This is a genomic window from Duganella sp. AC917, assembly GCF_979258245.1.
This window is the reverse complement of sequence record NZ_OZ409848.1, coordinates 939,886-962,462: the sequence shown is the minus strand read 5'-3', so window position 1 is coordinate 962,462 and position 22,577 is coordinate 939,886. Positions and strand designations below refer to the sequence as shown.

Sequence of the window (22,577 nt, the reverse complement as noted above, 5' to 3'; positions counted from 1 at the left end):
CCGATGTGTTTGTGATTGCTCTGACGGCATCGTAGCGCCGCCACCCGCCAAAAAAAATGGATGAAACGGCATAAAACTTGTACTATTTAGACAAACAACGGATTCCACATCATGCCCTCCCCAGCCAGAGCCCCCCTCGCCGAGATTCCCAAATTTGCGCTGTATGGCGAGCAAACCCGCACGGACAACGCCGAATTCGTCCACATAGAACTGATTGAGACGCGCAGCCGCATGTACGACTGGCATATCGGCAACCATACCCATCCAGGCATGTTTCAGGTACTTTTTTTATTCGGTGGCGAAGTGCGCGCCAGCGTCAACGACGCGCTGTGGGAGCGGCGCGGCCCCGCCGTGCTGACCATCCATCCGTCGGTGGTGCACGGTTTCGATTTTTCGCCGGAGGCGCAGGGCTACGTGCTGACGGTGGATCAGAATGTGATTTTCTCGGCGGCGGACAACCAGGGCGATTTGTACTCCACCTTGTTCGTCGAGCCGCTGGCGATCGATCTGGCCGGCCTGCCGGACGTGCGCGCGCGGCTAGAGGCGCTGCTGCAACAGCTGCTGGCGGAAACGGCCTGGCCGCAATACGGGCATACGCTGATGCTGGAGTGGCTGGCGCGCGCCGCCCTGCTGCTGCTGGTGCGGGTGCAGGCCGATCACCGCTTCGCCGACCAGTCGGGCCGGGGCGACTTTGAGCTGTTCAGCCGCTTCAGGGCGGAGGTGGAACGTCATTTCAAGGACCAGTGGCAGGTCGGCCAGTATGCAGAGATGCTCAAGGCGTCGCCGGTGCGCCTGAATCGATTGTGCCTCAAGCTGTCCGGCAAATCGGCGTTCGACATCACCCAGGACCGGCTGATGCTGGAAGCCTGCCGCAAACTCACCTACGTCCCGGCCAGCATCGCCAGCATCGCCTATGAACTGGGGTTCCAGGACCCGGCCTATTTCAGCCGCCTGTTCAAGAAACGCATGGGCCTCACGCCCAAGGACTTCCGCAAAACCGACTAGAGCAAGGCGTTCAGCTCCACCTGCATCTTGATCAGCGCCGGCAGGCAGCGCTCCACCATCTGGTCGAGCGGCATGCGCGCCGCATGGACGCTGATATTCATGGCCGCCACCACGTCGCCGCGAAAATTCTTCAGCGGGACCGCCATCGTGCGCAGCCCGAGCTCCAGTTCCTGGTCCACCAGCGCATAACCCTGCGCCCGTGCACGCGCGATCTCCAGCGCCAGGCGCTCCTTGCTGACGATCGTATGCTCGGTGATCTGCTCCGGGCGCACGCGCGCCAGAAAAGCGTCCAGCTGGTCCTGCGGCAGGCTGGCCAACAGCATGCGGCCGTTCGCGGTGCACCACGCCGGCACCCGCGTACCCGGTTGCAGCGTCGCCGACACCAGCTGGCCGGCGCTGACCGCCGCCACGCACACCAGTTGGTCGTGATCGAGCACGCCGGCAGATGCCGCCTCCCCCACCGAATACGCGAGACGGTACAACAGCGGCTGCGCCAGACGCGGAAGCCGCGCCGAATGCAGGTAGGACTGGCCGAGGCGCAGCACCATCGGCGTCAGCGAGAACAGCTTGTTCTCGTGCCGCATGTAGCCAAGATGCGTCAGCGTGATCAGGTAGCGCCGCGCCGCCGCGCGTGTCAGGCCGGTGCGATCGGCCACTTCGGCGATGCTCAAGCGGCCGCGCTCCTGATCGAATGCTTCGATCACTTGCAGGCCTTTTTCAAGGCCGGCGATCATGTCGCGCTTGGCTGGAATCTCGTTTTCGGTGCTCATGGCTGAGAAAAATGCGAATTTGGGCGATATGCGCACAAAATGTGCGTATAGCGAATATAGCACGACGCCGATGACTTGTGACGGCCATCCGGCTTTCGTAACATCGACTGCACAACATCACCGCCTTATCATCAGGAGACCAGCAGTGAAATTCGATGCGATCGCGCCGGGCGTCTACCCGGAACTGATTTACCCGGAATATAAATCCACCGTCAAACGCGGCCCGGTGCAGCCGGCGCTGCGCATCGTCGCGCCGCTCCCGGTGACGCAAAATATCGCGCCGTCCCCGCGCATCCTGCTGCCGAACGATATGGACCTGACCGCGCACGGCGAGGCGGAACCGCTGGGCGAGAAGATCGTCGTCACCGGCCGCGTGCTCGATGAAGACGGCAAACCGGTACGCAATTCGCTGCTGGAAGTCTGGCAGTGCAACGCGGCCGGCCGCTATCGTCACAAGCGCGATCAGCACAACGCGCCGCTCGATCCCAACTTCAACGGCTGGGGCAAAATGATGACGGACGACGATGGCCGCTACCGCTTCGTCACCATCAAACCCGGCCCCTACCCTTGGGGTAACCACGACAAGGCCTGGCGTCCCGCGCACATCCACTTTTCGCTGTTCGGCAACGTGTATGCGCAGCGCCTGGTCACGCAGATGTACTTCCCCAGCGATCCGCTGTTCGACTACGATCCTATCTTCCAGAGCATTCCGGACCTGGCCGCGCGCCAGCGCCTGATTTCGCGCTTCAGCCTTGAGCGCACGGTCAGCGACCAGATGCTGGGCTATGAATTCGACATCGTGCTGCGCGGCCGCGACGCCACGCCAACCGGCATCTGAAGGGAACCGACATGACCAATCCAGCAAAACCGATCACCACCTCGCAGACCATCGGCCCGTTTTCGCACGAGGCCTGGCGATGGGCGGTGGACCTCAGCGACGCCGTCCAGCCAGTGGGCGGCGTCACCATCACCGGCACCATCTACGACGGCGACGGCGTGGCGATCAACGATGCCCAGATCGAAGCCTGGCAGCCAGCGGCCGCCGAGGCGGAAGCCGCGCAGCCGCTGGCCGGCTTCCGCCGCGTGCCGAGCGGCGACCAGGGCGAGTTCACCTTGCGCCTGTCCGTCTGCCCGCAGGCGCCGGGAGAGCCGCTGGCCTATATCACCGTGTTCGCGCGCGGACTGGTCAAGCACCAGTTCACCGCCATTTTCCTGGAAGACGACGCGGGACTGGCACAATCGGCGATACTTGAACAAATTCCGGCGGGGCGCCGACCCACCCTGCTCGCGGTCAAGACCACCGATGGCCAGTACCGCTGGAACATCCACATGCAGGGCGCACAGGAAACCGCCTTCTTCGACTATGTTTGAACCAGAACTGGAGTAGCAGTGAGTGTATCGATTTTCGACAGCTTCCTGACCACCACCGACATGATCGCCGTGTTCGACGACGCGGCCATCGTGCAGGCGATGTTCCGTTTCGAGGAAGCGCTGGCGCAGGCGCAGGCCGACGAAGGCATGATGACGCCGTCGGCGGCGCGTGCCATCGCCGGCGTCTGCAACGCCCAGCTCTATGACATCCCCGCCATCATCAGCGCTGGCCGGCGCGCGGGCAGCCTTGCCATCCCGCTGGTGAAGGAACTGACCAAGACCGTGGCGCTGTACGACGCGGAGGCGGCAGGCAGGGTCCATTGGGGCAGCACAAGCCAGGACGTCATCGACACCGCGATGGTGCTGGCCACGCGCGACGCGCTGCAACTGCTGGACGACGGCCTGCACGACCTGACCGGCCACCTGCTGGAGCTGGCGGAGCGGCACCTGGCCACGCCGGTACTTGCGCGCACGCTGATGCAGCCGGCCCAGGTGACCAGCTTCGGCTTCAAGCTGACCGGCTGGCTGGCACCGCTCGTGCGCGCCCGCCTCCGCCTGCGGGAAAGCGCCGCGCGCGCGCTGCAGCTGCAACTGGGCGGCGCCGTCGGCACGCTGGCGGTGATGGGAGAACAAGGTCCGGCGGTCGCCGCCCGGGTCGCCGCTACGCTCAAACTCAAGGTGGCCGATGCGGCCTGGCACACGCAGCGCGACGAGTGGGTGCGTCTGGGTCTGGAGGTGGCGGTGTTGTCCGGAAGCCTGGGCAAACTGGCCACGGACCTGAGCCTGATGGCGCAGGGAGAAATCGCCGAACTGGCCGAACCGTCGGGTAATGGGCGCGGCGGATCGTCGGCCATGCCGCACAAGCGCAATCCGGTGTCGGCGATGATCGCGCTGGCCGCGGCCGGCCGCACGCCACAGCACGCGGCGGCGCTATTGGCCAGCATGGGGCAGCAGCATGAACGAGGCCTGGGCAACTGGCAGGCGGAACTCGCCGAGTGGCCCAACCTGTTCCTGAGCGCCCACGGCGCCCTGCAAGCGCTGAACGACGCCTTCGCCGGCCTGCAAATCGACACCGCGCGCATGCTGCGCAATATCGATGCGTTGCAAGGACTAGTGTTCGCCGAGGCGGCATCGGCGTATCTGGCGGCGGCCATCGGCAAGCAGGCGTCCCACGCGCTGCTGGAGAAGATGACCGGCGATGCGCTTTCCAGCCGGCGTCATCTCGCCGACGTGCTGGAGGAAGCGGTAAAACAGGACCACACGCTGCGCGCCCACGTCGACACGGCGCATCTGCGCACGCTGTTCGATCCGGCCACCGCCACCGCGCCCGCACAGCGGCTTGCGCAACGACAGCTGCAAAGCCTGCGGGGCGATATCGCCTCGCTCAACCAAAAGTGACCACACCATGAGCTACGATCCCATCGACCACGACTTCGAACGTGGCCTGAACAACCGGCGCGCCATCCTGGGCGATGCGTGGGTGGACCGGTCCCTCGGCAACGCCAACAACTTCAACGCCGATTTCCAGAACCTGATCACGCGTTTCGCGTGGAACGAGATCTGGGGACGTCCGGGTCTGGAGCAGAAAACCCGCCGTGCCATCGTCCTCTCCATCACCACCGCCCTGGGCCGCTGGGAGGAGTTCGACCTGCATGTGCGCGCCGCGCTGCTGGGCGACGAGGCCAACCGCCTGGCACCGGACGAATTGAAGGAAGTGCTGATCCAATCGGCCATCTACGCCGGTGTACCGGCCGCGAACACCGCCTTTACCCACGCGCTGGCGATCCTGCGCGAAGTCGGCCCGCAAATCGGCTACGAACTGGAGCCGGCCGCGCCGGCCGACGCCAGCCACCCCGGCGTCGGCCGCGAAGGCCGCAGCGACAGCCGGGACAAAACCCGCCCATCGCTGCACTACACCGTGCGCGAGCCACGCAACGGCAAGGCGCCGCGCCACACGGTGGTGCTGAGCCACGCCATCGGCTGCGACCTGACAATGTGGGATGGGCTGGCGAACCAGCTGGCCGAAGATAGCCGCGTGATCGCCTACGACCACCGGGGCCATGGCAGTTCGGAGTCGCCTGCGGGACCTTACACGATGGCCGATCTGGCCGACGACGCGGCCGCGCTGCTGCGCGAGCTCGATACCGGGCCGGTGGTATGGGTGGGCCTGTCGATGGGCGGCATGGCGGGCCAGGAACTGGCGCTGCGCCATCCGACGCTGGTGCGCGCGCTGGTGCTGGCAAATACCACGTCCGGCTATCCGCAAGCCGCGCGCGACGCCTGGAAGCAGCGCATAGCCACGGTCAACGAGAGCGGCATCGAGGCGATCGCCGATGCCGTCATGGGCCGCTACTTCCACGATGGCTTCCGTGCCTACCATGCGGCGACGGTAGCCCGCTTCCGCAGCCGCGTGGTCTCGACCGACACCGTCGGCTACACCGGCTGCTGCAACGCCGTCGGCACGGTCGACACGACCGCGCGCCTGGCATCGATACAAGCTCCGACCCTGGTGATCGCGGGTGAACTGGATCAGGGAACGCCGATCGACATGTCGCAAACGCTTGCCGACGGCATACCCAACGCCAGGCTGGAGGTGCTGCGCGAGGCTTCCCACCTGAGCTACATCGAGCAGCCGGAGGCCTTCGGCCGGCTGGTCCGCTCGTTCATCGCGGAGCTCTAGACGGGAGGGGGACGCTCAAAATCTGTGGTGTATCCCGACCCCGTAAAAATTGACCGCTGTCGCAGCCTTGCGCTGCGACGCATCGGCATACAGGAACGTGCGCGTCGACAGGTTGTACTCGTACCCGACGCCAATCTGCCTGGTCGGCACAACCCCGTCGGGAGACTTGCGTCCGTACCCTGCCAGCAGCGTGCCAGGGCCGACGTCCAGATTCGCCCCCACCACCCAGGCCTTGGTCACCGAATTGACGGCCACCGTGCGATCCTGATCCTGGCTCTGATAGGAACTGCACGCACAGCTCAACGAGCTGTGAACGCGGCCGCATCAAACATTACACGCCCGGATCGCGCACCTTGTCGATCTTGTCGAATTCGACGTTGAAGAACGAGCCGCCGCTGGCTTCGGCCTTGCGGATATAAACCGTCTGGACGATATCGCGGGTGCCGGCATCGATGCTGACCGGACCACGCACGCTGGTCCATTCCATGCCTTTCATCGCGGCCAGCAGCTTGTCGCCGTTGCTGTCGCCAGCGGTCTTCTTGAGCGCCGCATACAGCAAATGCATGCCGTCATATGCGCCGACCGAATGGAAGTTGGGCCGCATACCCTTGTTGGCCTTGCCGAACGCCTCGACATAGGCCTTGTTCTCCGCCGACGGATGCGCAGCAGAATAATGATGGCTGCTGACCACACCCGCAGCGGCCGGGCCGATGCTTGCCATCAGATCGTCGTCCAGCACATCGCCGGTGCAGATCAACCGTATGCCGGCGCCGGCCAGACCGCGCTCGGTGAACTGCTTGAGCACCGCCGCGCCCTCGCCCGATGGCACAAACACAAACAGCGCATCCGGTTTCAAGTCCTTCACCTTCGCCAGGAACGGCGCGTAATCGGGATTGCGCAACGGCGCGCGCAGGCTCTCGACTACCTCGCCGCCACCTTCGTTGAAGTCCTTGACGAACACCTTCTCCGCGTCCAGCCCCGGACCGTAGTCGCTCACCAGCGTCACCACCGTCTTCATCTTGTTTTTGGCAGCCCATTGCGCCATCGGCGCGGTCACCTGCGCCAGCGTAAAGCCGGTGCGCACGATGTATGGCGAGCGCTGTGGTATCACCGACGTCGCGGCGGCCATCACGATCATCGGCACCTTGGCCTGCGTGGCCACCGGTGCCGCGGCAAAGGCCAGCGGCGTCAGGCCGAAGCCGGCCAGCACCTGTACCTTGTCGCGCGAGACCAGTTCCTGCGCCAGCCGCTTGGTAACATCCGGCGCCACGCCGCCGTCGTCCTTGAGGATGATTTCGACCTGGCGTCCGGCGACGCTGGCGCCGTTCTGCTGCATGAACAGCTTGACGGCGGCCTCGATCTGGCGACCGGTGGAAGCGAACGGCCCGGACATCGGCACGATCAGGCCCACCTTCAGCGGCTCGGCGGCGGTGGCGACCGCCGGCAACACGCCGGCGGACAAGGCGGCCGCGCCCAGCAGGATGTGGCGGCGATGCGTATTGATATTCTCTGACATGGTGTCTCCTTCTTGTTTTTTATAGGTCGAGCACGAGGGTCGGGCTTTTGGAACGGGAACAGCAAGGGGTGAACTGGTCGTTGGCCGCCTGTTCTTCTTCGGTCAAATACAAATCGCGGTGATCGGGCACGCCTTCGATGACGCGCGTCAGGCAGGTGCCGCACACGCCCTGCTCGCAGGAAGCCGCCACGAACACGCCGGCGTCTCGCAGCACCTGCATCACGGTCACTCCGGCGGGAACAGTGTAACGCGCACCGGTGGACGACAGCTCGACGTCGAAGGCCTGGTCGCTGCCCGTGTCGACGGCGGCGGCGCCGAAGTATTCCAGATGCAGCTGCGGCTCCGGCCACTTGTGCGCGGCGGCCGTCGCCTTCACATAATCGATAAAGCCGGCCGGCCCGCAAAAGTAGATGTGGGTCTCGCGGTCCAGCCCCGCCAGCAACGCTGCCAGATCGAGTTTTTGCTCCGGTGGGCCGCTGTCGTAGTGAAAATGCACGTGCGCGGCGAACGGCGAAGCGGCGATGCGCTCGCGGAAGGCGGTGCGCTCGGGCGAACGCGCGCAATAGTGCATCTCGAATGCCGCACCCTGGGCCGACAGCGCCTCCGCCATTGCCAGCACCGGCGTCACGCCGATGCCACCTGCCAGCAGCAGGCTGCGTTTGGCCTCCACCAGCGGAAAGTGATTTTTAGGCGCGCTGATGGTCAGCGCGGCGCCGGCGTGGATATTCTCGTGCATGCCCTGTGAGCCGCCGCGTGAGGCGGGATCGCGCAACACGCCGATAAGATAGCGGTGGGTTTCGTGCGGCGGATTGCACAGCGAGTACTGACGCACCAGATCCGGTCCCACATGCACATCGATATGCGATCCGGCGCTGAAGGCGGGTAGCGGCGATCCATCCGCGCTCACCAGCTCATAGCTGCAGATATCCTCCGCTTCGCTGATGCGGCGCTCGACGCGGACGTTGAGCAGATCGGCGCTCATGCCGCCTGCTCCGGCTTGCGTGACGCGTTTTCTTTTTCCAGCCACTGATCCAGCAGGCGGCGCGATTGCACACCGCCGGCGTCGATATTCAGCATCAGCAGCTTGCGGTCGGGATGGCGCAATATGTTTTGCTGCTGCAGTTCCAGCATCTGCTGGTCTTCGGCGAAGATCTTGCCCTGCCCCTCGCGTATGGTCGCCGTCAATTCCTTGTCCTCGGGCTTGAAGTTGCGCGCCATGCCCCAGAAGTACCAGTGCGACGTCTCCGTCTCCGGCGTGATGAAGTCGACGACGATGCTGGACGCCTTGAACTTCGGATCGGCGTCGTAGCCGCCATTGCCCGCGTGCGCCACGCCCACCTCGATCATCACATGGCTCGGTGGCGTGAAGCGGCATACCTGCCAGCGGTCGACCGGCACGTCGTCCGCCAGGCCGTTGCCGCGCAGGGCCGCGCGCCAGAACGGCGGCGCCATGATGTTTTCCATATAGCGGCTGGTGACGACTTCCTCGCCCTCGACGCGGGTGTTCACCGGCGCCTCGTCGATCTCCTTCTGGCCGATGCTCGACGCGTGCACGTAGGTCTCATGCGTCAGGTCCATCAGGTTGTCGATCATCAGGCGGTATTCACATTGAATGTGATACAGGCCGCCGCCGTAGGCCCACTCGGGATTGTCCGCCCATTCGAGATGGTGGATCAGCGCCGGATCGGCCAGCTCCTTGTCGCCGGTCCAGACCCAGATGAAGCCATAGCGCTCCTCGACCGGATAGCTGCGGATGCAGGGGAAGCCGCGCACGCGCTGGCCGGGCATGCTGATAACCTTACCGTCGCAGCCCATCTCCAGCCCGTGGTAGCCGCAGACCAGCTGCCCGTCGCGCACGAACCCCAGCGACAGCGGCGCGCCGCGATGCGGACAAAAATCCTCGACCGCCGCCACTTTGCCCCCGGCGCCACGGTAGAACACGATTTTCTCGCCGCAGATCTGGCGTCCCAGCGGCTTGCCGTCGATCTCGTCGGGTGTGCAAGCCACATACCAGGTGTTTTTCGGATACATCTTGTCTCCTTATTGGTTTTGAGCTTAACATTCAGTGTACTGAATATCGTAAAGTATAGACCGTAAAATCAGGAAGTAAACACCGAAGTCCAACTCTTTTTTATTGCGCCGCACAAGCAGAGAGCCGTCATGCCAGAAACCGAAAGCGCTTTAACCAACCTGTACGAGCATCCCGGCCACTTGCTGCGCCGCGCGCAGCAGATATCGGTCTCGATGTTTTATGACGAGATGGGTGGCGAGCTGACCCCGGTGCAGTACGCGATGCTGCGCAACCTGGCCGGCAATCCCGGCATCGACCAGGTTTCGCTGTCGGCCAGGAGCGGCATCGACACCTCCACCGGCGCCACCGTCTGCGCCCGGCTGGAGGAAAAGGGTCTGCTGGAACGCAAGGTCATCCCGACCAACCGCCGCCAGCGCGCACTGACCATCACCGAAGCCGGCCAACAGCTATTGGACGATATGATCCCAGGCGCACAGCGCCTGCGCCGCCGCCTTCTGGCGCCGCTGACCAGCGAGGAACAGCTCAAGTTCATGGAGCTGCTGAACAAGCTGGTACAGGAGAACAACGAACAAAGCCGGGCGCCGCTGACCGCGTCCTCCGGCGCTTCGGCGCCCTCCCCGACAACGCCAGTGCGCGACGCGCGCTAGTTAACCAAGCGCCATCGCGCGGCGTCCAGATAGGTAAGGAAACCGCTCGGGTGCACGCCACGCAAGTTTTTATTGACATATCGGGAAATGTCGATATACTCGGATTCATGGACCTGCTCGAAATATTCAAAGCCCTCTCGAACCGTACGCGACTTGAAATCTTAAAAGGTTTGAAGGAGCCGGCGAAGAACTTCCCTCCACAAGATGAAGGGGATGTTCATACGGTTGGCGTGTGCGTGAGCAGCATCCAGGAAGGCGTCGGCCTGTCGCAATCGACGGTGTCCGATTATCTTGCCACATTGCAGAGGGCAGGTCTGGTCGAAGTTCGCCGCATCGGCCAATGGACGTACTACAAGCGTAACGAAGCAACCATCAGTGCGTTTGCCGAGCTGATCGGCAAAGAACTGTAACTTTTTTTAACCCATGATATCGACATTTCCCGATATCCCTTTTTACCGAAGCGAGGATATAAAATGAAAGCAGCCCTACTCAAATCGTTTGGCGGTCCCGAAGCGTTTGAAATCAGCGACGTCGCCAAGCCCGTCCCCCACGCCGGACAAGTGTTGGTCCGGGTGCACGCAACGTCCATCAACCCGTTGGATTACCAGGTCCGTCGCGGCGACTATGCCGACCTGGTGCGACTGCCCGCCATCACCGGACACGACGTATCCGGCGTTGTCGAAGCAGTGGGACCGGGCGTGACCGCCTTCGCGCCAGGAGACGAAGTCTGGTACACCCCGCAGATTTTCGACGGACACGGAAGCTACGCCGAGTACCACGTCGCAGACGAACGCATCATCGGACTGAAACCATCGTCGCTGAGCCATCTGGAGGCGGCAAGCCTGACCCTGGTCGGCGGAACCGCATGGGAAGCACTGGTCGTGCGTGCCGGGCTGCGCGTGGGTGAAAGTGTTTTGATCCACGGCGGCGCCGGCGGTGTCGGCCACGTTGCGATCCAGCTCGCCAAAGCGATCGGCGCGCGGGTCTTTACCACCGTCCGTGAAGAAAATAATGAATTTGTGCGCAGTCTCGGCGCCGATGTCCTGATCGACTATCGCAAGGAAAATTATGTCGACGCCATCGTGCGCGAAACGGGCGGACGCGGGGTCGACGTCGTGTTCGATACGATCGGCGGCGGCACCTTGTCGGACAGCTCAGCCGCGTTGGCGCAACTCGGTCGCGTCGTCACCATCGTGGACACCGCGCAACCGCAGAACCTGCTCGCAGCATGGGGCAAAAACGCCAGCTATCACTTTGTGTTCACACGACAAAATCGCGGTAAGCTCGACGAGTTGAGCGCACTGGTGGAGCGCGGTCAGCTGCGGCCACACGTCGGCGCCGTGTTTTCGCTGGACGACGTTGCGAAGGCTCACGCGCTGCTGCAGAACCCGGAGAACGGACTGCGCGGAAAGGTCGTCATCGCTGTGGTGCCGCCAGCCGATTCCACGAGTGGCGACACCGGCCACGCAACCGGCTTGAAAGGAACGCCATGATTTACGAGATCGCCCTGCTCCCGGTCCGGAGCGAACACGCCGCAGCCCTCAAACGTGCATTTGCCGAGGTCGTCCCGCTGCTAAGCCGCGCAAAGGGATACGGCGGTCACTTGCTCGCGCAAGGGATCGAAAACCCTGAGCAGTTCAATCTCATCGTGAAATGGCGGTCGCTTGAGGATCACACGCCGGGATTCGAAGCGAGTGCAGACCATCAAGTGTTCATGACGGCCCTGCAAGCGTATTTTTCTGACGAGCCGACGGTCTATCACGTTGAAGGCCCGGAGTGGCCGGCGGGCGAGCATGACAGGCAGTAAATTACACGGTGTCGCGCCCGGCGAACTTGCGCCGGGCGCCATCCGTTTCGGACAGCACGCGTTGCTGCGCGCGTCGTCACAGCTAGTCGGCAAACAATTCCACGATCAATGAACGCAGCCATGCATTGGCACCATCCTTGGCGAACTTTCGGTGCCAATACGGCTTCAGATCGAATCGCGGTATCTCCATCGGCGGCTCCATCAACTTGATCGCCGCGAACTGCGCAAAGCTCTCCCCCACCGCGCGCGGAACTGTCGCCACCAAATCACCGGCGGAAATCAAAAACGGAATCGACATGAAGTGCGGCGTCTCCAGCACCACGCGGCGACGGATACGCCTGCGTATGAGGAACTGCTCGAACGCGATTGACTGCTCGTGTGAAGTCGGTGTGTGCGGCAGTTGCCGCACCGTTGTACTGGATGGCCGGCCCGAACATCTCGACTCGGTTTTGAGCGACGCGGAGAAGCAGGCCAATGGCTGCTTCATGCCGTGCGTTTCGCGGTCACTGACGTCAGTGTTGTATCTCGACCTCTAATGGCATTTCTCCTGTCAAGAAAACACCTGTTGCGCTAACATGATTTGTACCGGGACACCGGGAAAAAATCCATAACAATACAGGAGTCAACATGAAATCATCAACGCTTATCCCTTCGCTGGCGGCCGTTGCGCTGGCCGCCGCGCTGCCGGCATTCGCGCAAAACGCGTCCAAGCCCGAAGTGATCGCACTGGTCGACAAGGCGGTCGCGAATATCGAGAAAAAGGGCGCCGAAGAAGCCTGCAAGGACTTCGCCGATCCCAAGGGCGGCTATATTCAGGGCGAGTTGTACGTCTTCGTCCAGGATGAAAAAATGAAGATGACCTGCCACTCCGCCAATCCCAAAATGAACGGCAAGGACATGTCGGAACTGAAGGACGCCAACGGCAAGCGCTTCACAAAAGAGATGCTCGATGTCGCCATGTCGAACAAACCAGGCTGGGTCGATTACACATGGGTGAACCCTGTGACCAAGGCGCTGGAACCGAAGACCTCCTACATCCGCCTGGCGGCCGGCAAATACACCGTCGGCGTCGGCATCTACAAAAAATAGCACGTAAAAAGGCGCGCCACGATGGCGCGCCTTGAAGGCCAAGCCTAAGCGACCGACACCAGCTTATCGAGCTTGTCGCCATCGGCCAGCAGACTGGCGCTGTCCGAGTCGTGCACGATGCGGCCGCGATCGAGAACGATGGCGCGCTTGGTCAGCGACAGCGCCAGGCGCGCATGCTGCTCCACCACGATCACCGACATGCCCTCCTCCTCCACCAGCTTGCGGATCACCCGCACCAGCTCCTGCACGATGATCGGCGCCAGGCCCTCCATCGGTTCGTCCAGCAGCAGGATACGCGGATTGGTCATCAGCGCGCGTGCGATCGCCACCATCTGCTGTTCGCCGCCGGACAGCTGGTTGCCCATGTTGGCGCGGCGTTCGAACAGGCGCGGGAAGATCTGATACACCTTCTGCAGATTCCACGGACCGGGACGCGCAACCACGGTCAGGTGCTCCTCGACCGTCAGCGACGGGAACATATGGCGTTCCTGCGGCACCCAGCCCAACCCGGAGCGCGACCGTTTGTGCGTCGGCATGCGGGCGATGTCGTTGCCGTCCCAGCGGATGCCGCCGCCGTGCAGGCGCGTCAATCCCATCAGCGTCACCAGCAGGCTGGTTTTGCCGACGCCATTGCGCCCCAACAGCGCCAGGCTGTCGCCTTCATTCATCGTGAACGACACATCTTCCAGCACGATAGACTCGCCATAGCCGGCGGTGACTTTATCGAGCGCCAATAACTCACGCATGTTCGGCCTCCCCCAGGTAGACTTCCTTCACTCGCGGGTCCGCCGCGATTTCCTCCGGCGTGCCCTCGGTCAGCACCTTCCCGCCCACCATCACGGTGATGCGGTCGGCGAAGCGGAACACCAGCCCCATATCGTGTTCGATGAAAAGCACCGTCACGTCGCGCGGCAATTGCGTCAACACTTCGAAAAGCTCCTTGCTTTCTGCCGATGGAATGCCGGCCGCCGGTTCGTCCAGCAGCAGGATGCGCGGCTTGGTCGCCAGCGCCAGCGCGATCTCCACCAGCCGTTGCTTACCGTAAGCCATACTGCGCGTGATGCTGTTGGCCTGGTCCGTCAACTTCAGGGTGGCCAGCAGCTCCATCGCCTCGTCGATGACCTCCGAATGGTTCTCCACCGTCTTGTACCAGACCGACTGCAAGCCGCGACGCTCGCTGATGGCCAGCACCACCGATTCGAGCACTGTCATCCCCGCGAACAAGGTGTTGAGCTGGAAGGTGCGCGTCATGCCGCGATGTACCCGCTCGTGCTGCGGGAGGTTGGTGATGTCCTCGCCGCCCAGATAGACCTTGCCGCTGCTGGGCATGAAGCCGCCCGTCAGCAGATTGATGAAGGTGGTCTTGCCGGCGCCGTTAGGGCCGATCAGCGCGTGGCGCGCGCCGGGTTTGAAGGTCAAGGTCACGTCGCTGTTGGCGACGAATCCGCCCCAGCGCTTGCCCAGGCCTTCGGTGCGCAGTGTGGTGTCCTTGCTCATGCCTGCTCCTTACGCGATGGTTTGAAACGCTGGGCGATCTTCTCCAGGCCACCCAGGATGCCGCCGCGCGCGAACAGCACGATCAGCACCAGCAGCAGGCCGATATAGAACTGCCAGTAAGCCGGATTGAGCCCGGCGATATAGTCCTGTGCCACCATGAACACGGCGGCGCCGATCAGCGCACCGTAAAGACGTCCGGTCCCGCCCAGCACCAGCATGATCAGCAACTCGGCCGAGCGCGGGAAGCCCAGCGCATCGAGTCCGACGAACTGCGTCGTTTGCGCCAGCAGCGCGCCGGCCACACCGGCGATGGCCGCAGCGGCCGTGAAGATGGCGATCAGGCGGCGGTTGACGTTGACGCCCAGCGAAGGCATGCGGCGCACGCCTTCGCGGATGCCGATCAGGCTCAAACCGAACGGCGACTTGACCACGCGGCGCAGCACCACGAACAGGATGAACAGCACGGCAAAGCTGTACCAGAAGGCCACCGTGCCGTTCAAGTCGAATTCGAACACGCCGAAAAGCTTACCGACCATCATGCCGGACAGGCCATCGACACCGCCGGTGATGAAGGAAGCCTTATTGGCCGCTTCGTGCAGCATCAGGCAGATGCCCATGGTGACCATCAGGCGCGTCAGATCCTGCCCGCGCACCACCAGAAACGATGTGACGAAGCCGAACACGCCAGCCACCACCGCGCCGGCCAACAGGCCGCTCAACGGCTCGCCCCAACCATGTACCGCCAGCAGGCCGGCGGTGTACGCGCCCAGCCCGAAGAACGCCGCATGTCCGAGCGAGACGATGCCTGCGTAGCCGAGGATCAGATCCAGCGACAGTGCGAACAGGCCGATGATCATGATCTGGCTGATCAACACCAGGTAGCCTGGAAAGGCGAAGTAGGCGATCACCGGCAGCAGCCAGAAGACGACTTCCAGCGGCTTCCAACGATCGTTCGGTAGATTCAGTTGTCGTTTCTGGATAGGCGTCATGACGTTCTTTGCGAGGGGAATAGCTGCGGTTTCGGTAAAGGCGTTCATGCTTTCCTCCGTACCAGCCCAGCCGGGAAGACGATCAGCAGCACCACCATCAGCGCGTAGATGACAAACGCGCCGATTTCAGGCACATAGTATTTGCCGGCGACGTCGAACACGCCGAGTATCAACGCGGCCAGCAGCGGGCCCTTGATGGTGCCGGCCCCGCCCACCGCCACGACGAGCAGGAAGTAGACCATGTATTTGATCGGGAAGGTCGGGTCCAGGCCCAGCACATCGATGCCAAGGCCGCCGCCAAGGCCGGCTAGCCCGGAACCCAGCGCGAAGGTCAGGCTGAACACCAGGCTGACGTTGATGCCCAGGCCCGCCGACGCGGTTTGATTGTCGACCGACGCGCGGATCTGCGCGCCGAAGCGGGTACGCTCGATCAGCAGTCCAAGCGCGATGGTGATCAGCACCACGACGCCGATCAGGAACAGCCGGTATGCGCCAACATCGAGCCCAAACAGCGACACCTGCCCGTGCAACCAGGCCGGCAACGTGACCGGCTGCTGCGTCGGTCCGAAGAAGAAGGTGGCTGCGGCCACCGACATGAAGGTCAGGCCGATGGAGAACAGCACCTGATCCAGGTGGCTGGCCTTGTACAGGCGGCGATACAGCAGCCGTTCCAGCACCAGCCCAACGACTGCCGAGGCGATGAACGCCAGCGGCAGCGACGCCAGGAACGGCACGCCAAGGCGCGACAGCACCATCACGCTCACATACCCGCCCAGCATCGCGAAGGCGCCGTGGGCCAGGTTAATAAAGTTCATCATCCCCATCGTGACGGACAGGCCGACGCTGATGAGAAAAAGAAGGCTGCCATAGGCGATGCCGTCAAACAGCACGCCTGCAAGATTCCCTAGCATGGCCGCCTCCGTCGATATGCAAGGTGCTCATGGGCGCCGTTTTTTTGCTTGTTCATTTTGTCTCCTGCACTTGTAACTACATTGAATCGCGGCCGCTTTACACCCTCTCGATGATCATCGCGATGCCCTGCCCTACGCCGATGCACATGGTGCATAGCGCATACCTGCCGCCGGTGCGTTGCAGCTGGTACGTTGCGGTGGTGACCAGGCGCGCGCCGCTCATGCCGAGCGGATGGCCCAGCGCGATCGCGCCGCCGTAGGGGTTCACACGAGGATCGTCGGCGTTCAAACCGAGTTCGCGCAGCACGGCCAGGCCTTGCGCGGCAAATGCTTCATTCAATTCGATGAGGTCCATCTGCTCCAGCGTCAACCCGGTCTGGCGCAACAGCTTTTGCACCGCCGGCACCGGGCCTATGCCCATGATGCGTGGCGCCACACCTGCCGTGGCCATGCCGACGATGCGCGCCAGCGGCTTCAGGCCGTGCTTCTGCATGGCGTCGCCGCTGGCGATCAACAGCGCGCAGGCGCCGTCGTTGATGCCGGACGCATTACCGGCCGTGACGCTGCCGTCGGGGCGCACCACGCCTTTGAGTTTCGCCAGCGCCTCCATCGTCGTCGCGCGCGGATGCTCGTCCTGCGCAAAGATAACCGGATCGCCTTTCTTCTGCGGGATGGCGACGGGCACGATCTCGCGATCGAACAAGCCTTGTGCGATGGCGGCCGCGGCCTTTTCCTGGCTCGCCAGCGCAAAAGCATCCTGGTCGACGCGACTGACGCCGAAATCCTGGGCGACGTTTTCCGCCGTCTCCGGCATCGTGTCGGTGCCGTAGGCTTCTTTCATCTTCTTGTTGACGAAACGCCAGCCCATCGTCGTGTCCTGCAGCGAGGCGCTGCGCGAGAAGGCCGAATCGGCCTTGCCCATGACGAAAGGCGCGCGCGTCATCGACTCGACACCGCCGGCAATCATCAGGCAGGCGTCGCCGGCCTGGATCGCTCGCGCCGCCGTGCCCACGGCATCCATGCCGGAGCCGCACAGGCGGTTCAGCGTGGTGCCCGGCACCTGCTCCGGCAACCCAGCCAGCAGCGCCGACATGCGCGCCACGTTGCGGTTATCCTCGCCCGCCTGGTTGGCGCAGCCGTAGATCACATCGTCCACCTGGTCCCATTGCACGCCGGGATTGCGCTGCATCAGTTCGCGCAGCGGCGCCGCGCCAAGATCATCGGCCCGCACGTCTTTCAGCGCGCCGCCATAGCGGCCGATCGGAGTGCGGATCGCGTCGCAGATATAAGCTTCGTTCATGTTTCGGTCCTCGCTTTACATTCTATGTACTAAATTGTGTTCATTAAATCCGGTTGGCGCCGACGGACGGCGGCAGCAGCTTGGTGCCGGTGGCTGCCTGCAGCTCTTCAAAGGTCAGTCCCGGCGCCATTTCGCGCACCGCCAGACCGTCCGGCGTCACATCCAGCACGGCCATGTCGGTATAGATGCGGTTGACGCAGGCGACACCGGTCAGCGGATAGGTGCACTGGTCGACGATTTTACTGTCGCCGGTCTTGGTCAGGTGGTCCATCATGACGAACACCTGCTTGGCGCCGATCGCCAGGTCCATCGCGCCGCCGACGGCCGGTATCGCGTCCGGCGCGCCGGTGTGCCAGTTGGCCAGGTCGCCGCGCTCGGATACCTGGAAGGCGCCCAGCACGCAAACGTCCAGATGGCCGCCGCGCATCATCGCGAATGAATCGCCATGGTGGAAATAGGCGCCGCCGGTCAGCAAGGTCACCGGCTGCTTGCCGGCGTTGATCAAGTCTTCATCTTCTTCGCCCGGTTCCGGCGCGGGGCCCATGCCCAGCAGACCATTCTCGCTGTGCAGGAACACCTCGCGCTCGGCCGGCAGGTAATTGGCGACCTTGGTCGGCAAGCCGATGCCGAGGTTGACGTAAGCGCCTTCCGGGATGTCCTGCGCCACGCGGGCCGCGATCTGGTCGCGGCTATATCGGTTGTTGATACTCACGCCGCCTCCTGCACCACGCGTTGAACGAAGATACCCGGCGTGACGATCACTTCCGGATCGAGTTCGCCGAGCGGTACCACCTTGCGCACCTGCGCGATCGCGACCTTGGCCGCCATCGCCATGATCGGGCCGAAATTGCGCGCGGTCTTGCGGTACACCAGATTACCCCAGCGATCACCCTGCAGCGCCTTGATCAGCGCGAAGTCGGCGTGGATCGGCGACTCCAGCACGTAGTGGCGGCCGTCGATCAGGCGCGTCTCCTTGCCTTCCGCCAGCAGCGTGCCGTAGCCGGTCGGCGTGAAAAAACCGCCGATGCCGGCGCCGGCGGCGCGGATGCGCTCCGCCAGATTACCCTGCGGGGTCAGTTCGAGCTCGATTTCGCCGGCGCGGTACAACGCGTCGAAGTGCTGGGAGTCGGCCTGGCGCGGGAACGAGCAAATGATCTTGCGCACCCGTTTTGCCTTGAGCAGCGCGGCCAGTCCGGTTTCGCCGTTGCCGGCGTTGTTGTTGACGATGGTGAGCTCGCGCGCGCCCTGGGCGATCAGCGCGTCGATCAGCGCCGAGGGCATGCCCGCGTTGCCGAAGCCGCCGATCATGACGGTCGCGCCGTCGTGGATGTCGGCCACCGCGCGCTCCAGTGATTCAAATGTTTTATCGATCATATCTCTGCCTTGATGATTCGTCGCATGTCATTGTTTTACTTGTCATGCTCCGCCTGTCGTTTTGTGCGATAATCGAACTAATGATTGATTACCGCACACCCAGTGTAGAACCTGCGCATGCGGTGGTCAAGAAAAAACGCCAATTAAATCCACCGTCTGCATTAAAATCACGCCATGTCAAAAGCCACCACCACCGAAATGAGCGCCGTCGAGCCGGATGATGAGCGCGAGCCGACCATCGCCGAACAGATCGACGCGATGACCGATCCCAGTTTCATGACCTCCCTCGCCCGCGGCCTGGCTGTGGTACAGGCCTTCAGCGATTCGCGCAAGCCGCAGACCATCGCCAACATCAGCCAGAAAACCGGCATCCCGCGCGCGGCGGTGCGCCGCTGCCTGCACACACTGCGCGAACTCGGTTATGTGGACGCCGAACTGAATAATTTTTCGCTGCGTCCCAAGGTGCTCACGCTGGGCTACTCCTATCTGTCGTCGACGCCGTTGACGGTCTCGGCCCAGCCTTACCTGAACGACATCAGCCGCACCTTGAACGAATCGAGTTCGATGGCGGTGCTGGAGGACGGCGAGGTGCTGTATGTCGCGCGCGCGGCGACCGCCCGCGTGATGTCGGTCGCGCTCAACACGGGCAGCCGCTTGCCGGCCTATTGCACCTCGCTTGGCCGCGTGATGCTGGCGCATCTGCCGCCCGCTGAGCTGGAGCAGTACCTGGCCAGGACCAAGCTGCGCGCGATGACCGAAAACACGGTCGTCAACCAGAAGCGCCTGCGCGAGATCCTGGCCGACGTCCGGCGCGACGGTTACGCCATCAACGACGAGGAGCTCGAGCTGGGTTTGCGCTCGATCGCGGTGCCCGTGCGCGGCGCCTCCGGGCAGGTGCTGGCGGCGCTGAACGTGGGTGCGCAAGCGGCCCGGGTCAGCGTCAGGCAGCTGGAGAAGGAGTTCCTGCCGGTGCTGCTGCGCGGCGCGCAGGAGTTGGCGATTCTGCTGCCGTAGTGCGCACGGCAGCCGGTGGTGGCGGATCGGTCGGAACGCCGCGATCCGCCACCAGCCGCCACCAGCCGCCAGTGTCGGCTTAGAAGCTGTGACGCAAGCCGGCCATCACGCCGTTCTGCGTTTTGCCCACGCCGACCGTGCCACCGGCGTCCAGCGCAATCGCGGACAGACCGCTGTTCTTCATGCGGCCAATTCCGCCGTAGACGGCGGTCCGCTTCGAGAAGTAGTACGTCAACCGCGCCACCAGCAGGGTCGCATCCGCGCTGCTGTCCTTCACATCACGCTTGGCCACCTGCGCGTCGAGCGTGGTCAATGGCGTGACCGGATAGCTCACCCCGAGGAAGTACAGGTCCGATTCCGTCAGCCCCGTCACCGCGCGCGTGGTGCGATCAACCACGCCGGCGCCGATCTTGCCCTCGCCAACCTTGAAGTAACCGTTGACGGTGATGCGCTTGTCGCTGTTATCGCTGCTGGTCAGGCCAGCGGCCGCGCCGGTGTTCCCGTACAGGATATCGTAAGACGCATTCAAACCGTAAGCCGGCAACTCATAGCCGAACAACGCGGTGACTTGGCGGCAGGCCTTCGAATTGCCGGGCACCTCGCCGGCGCAACCCGTCGCAGCGGGACCGCCGGCGGCCGACGAATCGCGCCCGGTGCTGTAGGTGGCGCCGACCACGAAGTTATTGAAGTTACCCAGGTAGCCGATGGCGTTGTCGCTGCGGGCGTTCGGCAGGTACGGATCGATACTGCCGATCGCGAACAGGTTAGGGCCCATCACGTCGGCCTTCTGGCCGGCGATGTAGGTCATGTTGATCTGGCGTCCCAAGGTCACGGTGCCGAAGGCGCCCTTCAACCCCACCGACGCCTGGCGGCCGAACAGGCGGTTGCCCTGCTGGCTGGTGCCGGTATCCAGCGCCAGTCCCGATTCCAGCGTGAAGACCACCTGCAGTCCGCCGCCCAGATCCTCGACGCCGCGGAAGCCGATACGCGATGGGAAGGAACCCGTCAGCGACGGCATCTTGGTCACGGAATCGCCGGCCGCATTGACGTTGGTGACGTGAACCAGGCCGGTGTCGAGCAATCCGTACACGGTCACGCTACTTTGCGCCATCGCTGTGGACGCGCCCATGCCTGCCAGAAGCGCCACGGCGCAACGGATACTGTTTTTCATTACTGTCTCCTGTTATTTTATTGGATGTGCGATTATCGAACAATAGGTTGTTAATCGCACATAAATTGGATACTATGATTGTCGCGGGAGGTTGTCAAGAAACAGAACAGCAGCAACGCGTCGACAAAACGACACTAAAATGGTCGCGACGTGGACGCTTGGCACCTGCCCACATAGACAAAAACAGAACCAGACAGGAGACCGGCATGACGATGAAAAAATTTGTAAAGATTGCGACACTTGCGGCCATTACGCTGGCCGCGATGCCGCTGGCGCGCGCGCAGGACACCATCAAGGTCGGCGTGATCGCGGCGTTTTCCGGCCCGTTCGCCGACTATGGCAAACAGATGGAGGGCGGCATCAAGGCTTACATGGCGCAGAACGGCGCCACCGTGGCCGGCAAGAAGATCGAGATCATCATCAAGGACACCACCGGCCCGTCGCCGGAAATCGCCAAGCGCCTGGCGCAGGAGCTGGTGGTGCGCGACAAGGTCGACTTCCTGGCCGGCTTCGGCCTGACACCGGAGGCGCTGGCGGTGGCGCCGATCGCGGAACAAGCCAAGAAGCCGATGATCATCATGAACGCGGCCACGTCGATCATCACCACCAAGTCCAATTACATCACGCGCTTCTCAATGACCTTGCCGCAGATCTCCGCGCCGATGGCGACATGGGCGGTGAAGAACAATATCAAGAAGGTGGTGACGCTGGTGGCCGACTACGGTCCCGGTATCGATGCCGAAGCCGCGTTCAAGAATGAACTGGTCAAGGGCGGCGGCACGGTAACCGAATCGATCCGCGTGCCGCTGCGCAATCCGGAGTTCGCGCCCTACATCCAGCGCATCAAGGATGCCAAGCCGGATGCGGTGTTCATCTTCGTGCCGGCCGGGGAGCAAAGCATCGCCTTCATGAAGGGCTATCGCGAGCGCGGCCTGGCCGAAGCGGGCATCAAGGTCATCGCCACCGGCGACCTGACCGACGACCACGTGCTGCCGGCGATGGGCGACGCCACGCTGGGCGTGATCACCACCTTCCACTATTCGGCCGCGCACAAGTCGCCGGAAAACGCGGCGTTCCTGAAGAGTTTTGCGGCGGCCAATCCCACCGCCGGCCGTCCCAACTTCATGGCAGTGGCGGCGTATGACGGCATGGCCGCGATCTATGAAGTGGTCCGCAAGCTGAATGGAAAAATCGACAGCGACAAAGCGATGGCAGTCCTCAAAAACATCAAGCTCAATAGCCCGCGCGGCCCGATCGCCATCGACCCGCAAACGCGCGATATCGTGCAAACGGTTTATGTACGCAAGGTGGAAAAGATCGGCAATGAGGTCTACAACGTGGAGTTCGACCAGTTCACGAACCAAAAGGATCCGGGCAAATAGCCCGGCAAAGCCTGGCCACGCC

At 63.2% G+C, this 22,577-nt stretch carries 27 protein-coding genes; 13 read left to right on the top strand and 14 right to left on the bottom strand.

What is annotated here, in order from left to right; all coding sequences use genetic code 11:
- Window positions 1–111 precede the first annotated feature (111 nt).
- A complete protein-coding gene (locus ACZ0BA_RS04330) occupies window positions 112–1,005 on the top strand; it encodes a helix-turn-helix domain-containing protein (RefSeq protein WP_463450103.1) in 894 nt (297 codons plus the stop codon).
- On the opposite strand, the gene ACZ0BA_RS04325 is transcribed toward ACZ0BA_RS04330, so the two are convergent.
- On the bottom strand, window positions 1,002–1,775 hold the full coding sequence (locus ACZ0BA_RS04325; RefSeq protein WP_463450102.1) for an IclR family transcriptional regulator domain-containing protein: 774 nt from the start codon (window positions 1,773–1,775) through the stop codon (window positions 1,002–1,004). The genes ACZ0BA_RS04330 and ACZ0BA_RS04325 overlap by 4 nt on opposite strands.
- A 145-nt stretch (window positions 1,776–1,920) precedes the next feature.
- Here ACZ0BA_RS04325 and pcaH point away from each other — a divergent pair, with 145 nt between their 5' ends.
- From pcaH to pcaCD, 4 genes are read left to right on the top strand one after another with little or no spacing between them, the layout of a single operon-like run.
- Window positions 1,921–2,613, top strand: coding sequence for a protocatechuate 3,4-dioxygenase subunit beta (pcaH, locus tag ACZ0BA_RS04320; protein ID WP_463450101.1), 693 nt, complete (start codon window positions 1,921–1,923; stop codon window positions 2,611–2,613).
- Between the two features lie 11 nt (window positions 2,614–2,624).
- Window positions 2,625–3,146 carry a peptidase associated/transthyretin-like domain-containing protein gene (locus ACZ0BA_RS04315; RefSeq protein WP_463450100.1) on the top strand — a complete coding sequence of 174 codons (522 nt, stop codon included), beginning with the start codon at window positions 2,625–2,627 and terminating at the stop codon, window positions 3,144–3,146.
- Between the two features lie 18 nt (window positions 3,147–3,164).
- Entirely contained in the window at window positions 3,165–4,544 is a 1,380-nt protein-coding gene (locus ACZ0BA_RS04310) for a lyase family protein (protein ID WP_463450099.1), read from the top strand.
- A gap of 7 nt (window positions 4,545–4,551) precedes the next feature.
- Window positions 4,552–5,826 (top strand): bifunctional 4-carboxymuconolactone decarboxylase/3-oxoadipate enol-lactonase PcaCD, encoded by a 1,275-nt coding sequence (gene pcaCD, locus ACZ0BA_RS04305; protein WP_463450098.1) that lies wholly within the window; start codon window positions 4,552–4,554, stop codon window positions 5,824–5,826.
- A 15-nt stretch (window positions 5,827–5,841) separates the two neighbouring features.
- On the opposite strand, the gene ACZ0BA_RS04300 is transcribed toward pcaCD, so the two are convergent.
- The 4 genes from ACZ0BA_RS04300 to ACZ0BA_RS04285 are packed head-to-tail and all read right to left on the bottom strand — an operon-like array spanning window position 5,842 to window position 9,373.
- Entirely contained in the window at window positions 5,842–6,129 is a 288-nt protein-coding gene (locus ACZ0BA_RS04300) for a porin (RefSeq protein ID WP_463450097.1), read from the bottom strand.
- 28 nt (window positions 6,130–6,157) lie between these two features.
- The gene (locus tag ACZ0BA_RS04295; RefSeq protein WP_463450096.1) at window positions 6,158–7,342 is read right to left on the bottom strand and encodes an ABC transporter substrate-binding protein; all 1,185 of its coding nucleotides are present in this window, start codon (window positions 7,340–7,342) and stop codon (window positions 6,158–6,160) included.
- 19 nt (window positions 7,343–7,361) lie between these two features.
- Window positions 7,362–8,324: a PDR/VanB family oxidoreductase gene (locus ACZ0BA_RS04290; protein WP_463450095.1), complete on the bottom strand. Its 963-nt coding sequence runs from the start codon at window positions 8,322–8,324 to the stop codon at window positions 7,362–7,364.
- Complete coding sequence (locus ACZ0BA_RS04285; RefSeq protein WP_463450094.1) at window positions 8,321–9,373, bottom strand: aromatic ring-hydroxylating dioxygenase subunit alpha; 1,053 nt, start codon at window positions 9,371–9,373, stop codon at window positions 8,321–8,323. The genes ACZ0BA_RS04290 and ACZ0BA_RS04285 overlap by 4 nt, the downstream gene beginning before the upstream one ends.
- A 129-nt stretch (window positions 9,374–9,502) precedes the next feature.
- On the opposite strand from ACZ0BA_RS04285, the gene ACZ0BA_RS04280 reads away from it, so the two are divergent.
- The 4 genes from ACZ0BA_RS04280 to ACZ0BA_RS04265 all read left to right on the top strand — a co-directional run bounded on the left by ACZ0BA_RS04280 (window position 9,503) and on the right by ACZ0BA_RS04265 (window position 11,828).
- Window positions 9,503–10,021, top strand: a complete 519-nt coding sequence (locus ACZ0BA_RS04280) for a MarR family winged helix-turn-helix transcriptional regulator (RefSeq protein ID WP_463450093.1) — start codon at window positions 9,503–9,505, stop codon at window positions 10,019–10,021.
- A 107-nt stretch (window positions 10,022–10,128) separates the two neighbouring features.
- Window positions 10,129–10,431, top strand: coding sequence for an ArsR/SmtB family transcription factor (locus ACZ0BA_RS04275; protein WP_463454705.1), 303 nt, complete (start codon window positions 10,129–10,131; stop codon window positions 10,429–10,431).
- A gap of 63 nt (window positions 10,432–10,494) precedes the next feature.
- Entirely contained in the window at window positions 10,495–11,514 is a 1,020-nt protein-coding gene (locus ACZ0BA_RS04270) for a zinc-dependent alcohol dehydrogenase family protein (RefSeq protein WP_463450092.1), read from the top strand.
- On the top strand, window positions 11,511–11,828 hold the full coding sequence (locus ACZ0BA_RS04265) for an antibiotic biosynthesis monooxygenase family protein (protein ID WP_463450091.1): 318 nt from the start codon (window positions 11,511–11,513) through the stop codon (window positions 11,826–11,828). The genes ACZ0BA_RS04270 and ACZ0BA_RS04265 overlap by 4 nt, the downstream gene beginning before the upstream one ends.
- 82 nt (window positions 11,829–11,910) lie before the next feature.
- On the opposite strand, the gene ACZ0BA_RS04260 is transcribed toward ACZ0BA_RS04265, so the two are convergent.
- Window positions 11,911–12,126 carry a hypothetical protein gene (locus ACZ0BA_RS04260; protein WP_463450090.1) on the bottom strand — a complete coding sequence of 72 codons (216 nt, stop codon included), beginning with the start codon at window positions 12,124–12,126 and terminating at the stop codon, window positions 11,911–11,913.
- On the opposite strand from ACZ0BA_RS04260, the gene ACZ0BA_RS04255 reads away from it, so the two are divergent.
- Window positions 12,125–12,364 (top strand): 2Fe-2S iron-sulfur cluster-binding protein, encoded by a 240-nt coding sequence (locus ACZ0BA_RS04255; RefSeq protein ID WP_463450089.1) that lies wholly within the window; start codon window positions 12,125–12,127, stop codon window positions 12,362–12,364. The genes ACZ0BA_RS04260 and ACZ0BA_RS04255 overlap by 2 nt on opposite strands.
- Window positions 12,365–12,455: 91 nt before the next feature.
- Entirely contained in the window at window positions 12,456–12,917 is a 462-nt protein-coding gene (locus tag ACZ0BA_RS04250; RefSeq protein ID WP_463450088.1) for a cache domain-containing protein, read from the top strand.
- A 44-nt stretch (window positions 12,918–12,961) separates the two neighbouring features.
- Here the strand turns inward: ACZ0BA_RS04250 and ACZ0BA_RS04245 are convergent, their stop codons facing one another.
- The 7 genes from ACZ0BA_RS04245 to ACZ0BA_RS04215 form a co-directional block, all read right to left on the bottom strand.
- Complete coding sequence (locus ACZ0BA_RS04245; protein ID WP_363498434.1) at window positions 12,962–13,663, bottom strand: ABC transporter ATP-binding protein; 702 nt, start codon at window positions 13,661–13,663, stop codon at window positions 12,962–12,964.
- Window positions 13,656–14,414: an ABC transporter ATP-binding protein gene (locus ACZ0BA_RS04240; RefSeq protein ID WP_463450087.1), complete on the bottom strand. Its 759-nt coding sequence runs from the start codon at window positions 14,412–14,414 to the stop codon at window positions 13,656–13,658. Before ACZ0BA_RS04240 ends, ACZ0BA_RS04245 begins: the two co-directional genes overlap by 8 nt.
- Window positions 14,411–15,403, bottom strand: a complete 993-nt coding sequence (locus tag ACZ0BA_RS04235) for a branched-chain amino acid ABC transporter permease (protein ID WP_463454704.1) — start codon at window positions 15,401–15,403, stop codon at window positions 14,411–14,413. Before ACZ0BA_RS04235 ends, ACZ0BA_RS04240 begins: the two co-directional genes overlap by 4 nt.
- A gap of 44 nt (window positions 15,404–15,447) precedes the next feature.
- Window positions 15,448–16,314, bottom strand: coding sequence for a branched-chain amino acid ABC transporter permease (locus tag ACZ0BA_RS04230; protein ID WP_463450086.1), 867 nt, complete (start codon window positions 16,312–16,314; stop codon window positions 15,448–15,450).
- A gap of 97 nt (window positions 16,315–16,411) precedes the next feature.
- Window positions 16,412–17,614: a 3-oxoadipyl-CoA thiolase gene (gene pcaF, locus ACZ0BA_RS04225; protein WP_463450085.1), complete on the bottom strand. Its 1,203-nt coding sequence runs from the start codon at window positions 17,612–17,614 to the stop codon at window positions 16,412–16,414.
- A gap of 43 nt (window positions 17,615–17,657) precedes the next feature.
- Window positions 17,658–18,326 (bottom strand): CoA transferase subunit B, encoded by a 669-nt coding sequence (locus ACZ0BA_RS04220; RefSeq protein WP_463450084.1) that lies wholly within the window; start codon window positions 18,324–18,326, stop codon window positions 17,658–17,660.
- Window positions 18,323–18,988: a 3-oxoacid CoA-transferase subunit A gene (locus ACZ0BA_RS04215; RefSeq protein WP_209714754.1), complete on the bottom strand. Its 666-nt coding sequence runs from the start codon at window positions 18,986–18,988 to the stop codon at window positions 18,323–18,325. The genes ACZ0BA_RS04220 and ACZ0BA_RS04215 overlap by 4 nt, the downstream gene beginning before the upstream one ends.
- 174 nt (window positions 18,989–19,162) lie before the next feature.
- On the opposite strand from ACZ0BA_RS04215, the gene ACZ0BA_RS04210 reads away from it, so the two are divergent.
- Entirely contained in the window at window positions 19,163–20,002 is an 840-nt protein-coding gene (locus ACZ0BA_RS04210; protein WP_463450083.1) for an IclR family transcriptional regulator domain-containing protein, read from the top strand.
- A gap of 79 nt (window positions 20,003–20,081) precedes the next feature.
- Here the strand turns inward: ACZ0BA_RS04210 and ACZ0BA_RS04205 are convergent, their stop codons facing one another.
- Window positions 20,082–21,173 (bottom strand): porin, encoded by a 1,092-nt coding sequence (locus ACZ0BA_RS04205; protein ID WP_463450081.1) that lies wholly within the window; start codon window positions 21,171–21,173, stop codon window positions 20,082–20,084.
- Window positions 21,174–21,379: 206 nt separating this feature from the next.
- Here ACZ0BA_RS04205 and ACZ0BA_RS04200 point away from each other — a divergent pair, with 206 nt between their 5' ends.
- The gene (locus ACZ0BA_RS04200) at window positions 21,380–22,555 is read left to right on the top strand and encodes an ABC transporter substrate-binding protein (RefSeq protein WP_463450080.1); all 1,176 of its coding nucleotides are present in this window, start codon (window positions 21,380–21,382) and stop codon (window positions 22,553–22,555) included.
- Window positions 22,556–22,577: the final 22 nt, after the last annotated feature.

Coding starts and splice junctions, on each gene's coding strand:
- ACZ0BA_RS04330 (WP_463450103.1), top strand. CDS start 112: ATGCCCTCCCCAGCCAGAGCCCCCCTCGCCGAGATTCCCAAATTTGCG.
- ACZ0BA_RS04325 (WP_463450102.1), bottom strand. CDS start 1,775: ATGAGCACCGAAAACGAGATTCCAGCCAAGCGCGACATGATCGCCGGC.
- ACZ0BA_RS04315 (WP_463450100.1), top strand. CDS start 2,625: ATGACCAATCCAGCAAAACCGATCACCACCTCGCAGACCATCGGCCCG.
- pcaCD (WP_463450098.1), top strand. CDS start 4,552: ATGAGCTACGATCCCATCGACCACGACTTCGAACGTGGCCTGAACAAC.
- ACZ0BA_RS04295 (WP_463450096.1), bottom strand. CDS start 7,342: ATGTCAGAGAATATCAATACGCATCGCCGCCACATCCTGCTGGGCGCG.
- ACZ0BA_RS04290 (WP_463450095.1), bottom strand. CDS start 8,324: ATGAGCGCCGATCTGCTCAACGTCCGCGTCGAGCGCCGCATCAGCGAA.
- ACZ0BA_RS04285 (WP_463450094.1), bottom strand. CDS start 9,373: ATGTATCCGAAAAACACCTGGTATGTGGCTTGCACACCCGACGAGATC.
- ACZ0BA_RS04280 (WP_463450093.1), top strand. CDS start 9,503: ATGCCAGAAACCGAAAGCGCTTTAACCAACCTGTACGAGCATCCCGGC.
- ACZ0BA_RS04275 (WP_463454705.1), top strand. CDS start 10,129: ATGGACCTGCTCGAAATATTCAAAGCCCTCTCGAACCGTACGCGACTT.
- ACZ0BA_RS04270 (WP_463450092.1), top strand. CDS start 10,495: ATGAAAGCAGCCCTACTCAAATCGTTTGGCGGTCCCGAAGCGTTTGAA.
- ACZ0BA_RS04265 (WP_463450091.1), top strand. CDS start 11,511: ATGATTTACGAGATCGCCCTGCTCCCGGTCCGGAGCGAACACGCCGCA.
- ACZ0BA_RS04255 (WP_463450089.1), top strand. CDS start 12,125: ATGAAGTGCGGCGTCTCCAGCACCACGCGGCGACGGATACGCCTGCGT.
- ACZ0BA_RS04260 (WP_463450090.1), bottom strand. CDS start 12,126: ATGTCGATTCCGTTTTTGATTTCCGCCGGTGATTTGGTGGCGACAGTT.
- ACZ0BA_RS04250 (WP_463450088.1), top strand. CDS start 12,456: ATGAAATCATCAACGCTTATCCCTTCGCTGGCGGCCGTTGCGCTGGCC.
- ACZ0BA_RS04245 (WP_363498434.1), bottom strand. CDS start 13,663: ATGCGTGAGTTATTGGCGCTCGATAAAGTCACCGCCGGCTATGGCGAG.
- ACZ0BA_RS04240 (WP_463450087.1), bottom strand. CDS start 14,414: ATGAGCAAGGACACCACACTGCGCACCGAAGGCCTGGGCAAGCGCTGG.
- ACZ0BA_RS04235 (WP_463454704.1), bottom strand. CDS start 15,403: ATGACGCCTATCCAGAAACGACAACTGAATCTACCGAACGATCGTTGG.
- ACZ0BA_RS04230 (WP_463450086.1), bottom strand. CDS start 16,314: ATGCTAGGGAATCTTGCAGGCGTGCTGTTTGACGGCATCGCCTATGGC.
- pcaF (WP_463450085.1), bottom strand. CDS start 17,614: ATGAACGAAGCTTATATCTGCGACGCGATCCGCACTCCGATCGGCCGC.
- ACZ0BA_RS04215 (WP_209714754.1), bottom strand. CDS start 18,988: ATGATCGATAAAACATTTGAATCACTGGAGCGCGCGGTGGCCGACATC.
- ACZ0BA_RS04210 (WP_463450083.1), top strand. CDS start 19,163: ATGTCAAAAGCCACCACCACCGAAATGAGCGCCGTCGAGCCGGATGAT.
- ACZ0BA_RS04205 (WP_463450081.1), bottom strand. CDS start 21,173: ATGAAAAACAGTATCCGTTGCGCCGTGGCGCTTCTGGCAGGCATGGGC.
- ACZ0BA_RS04200 (WP_463450080.1), top strand. CDS start 21,380: ATGACGATGAAAAAATTTGTAAAGATTGCGACACTTGCGGCCATTACG.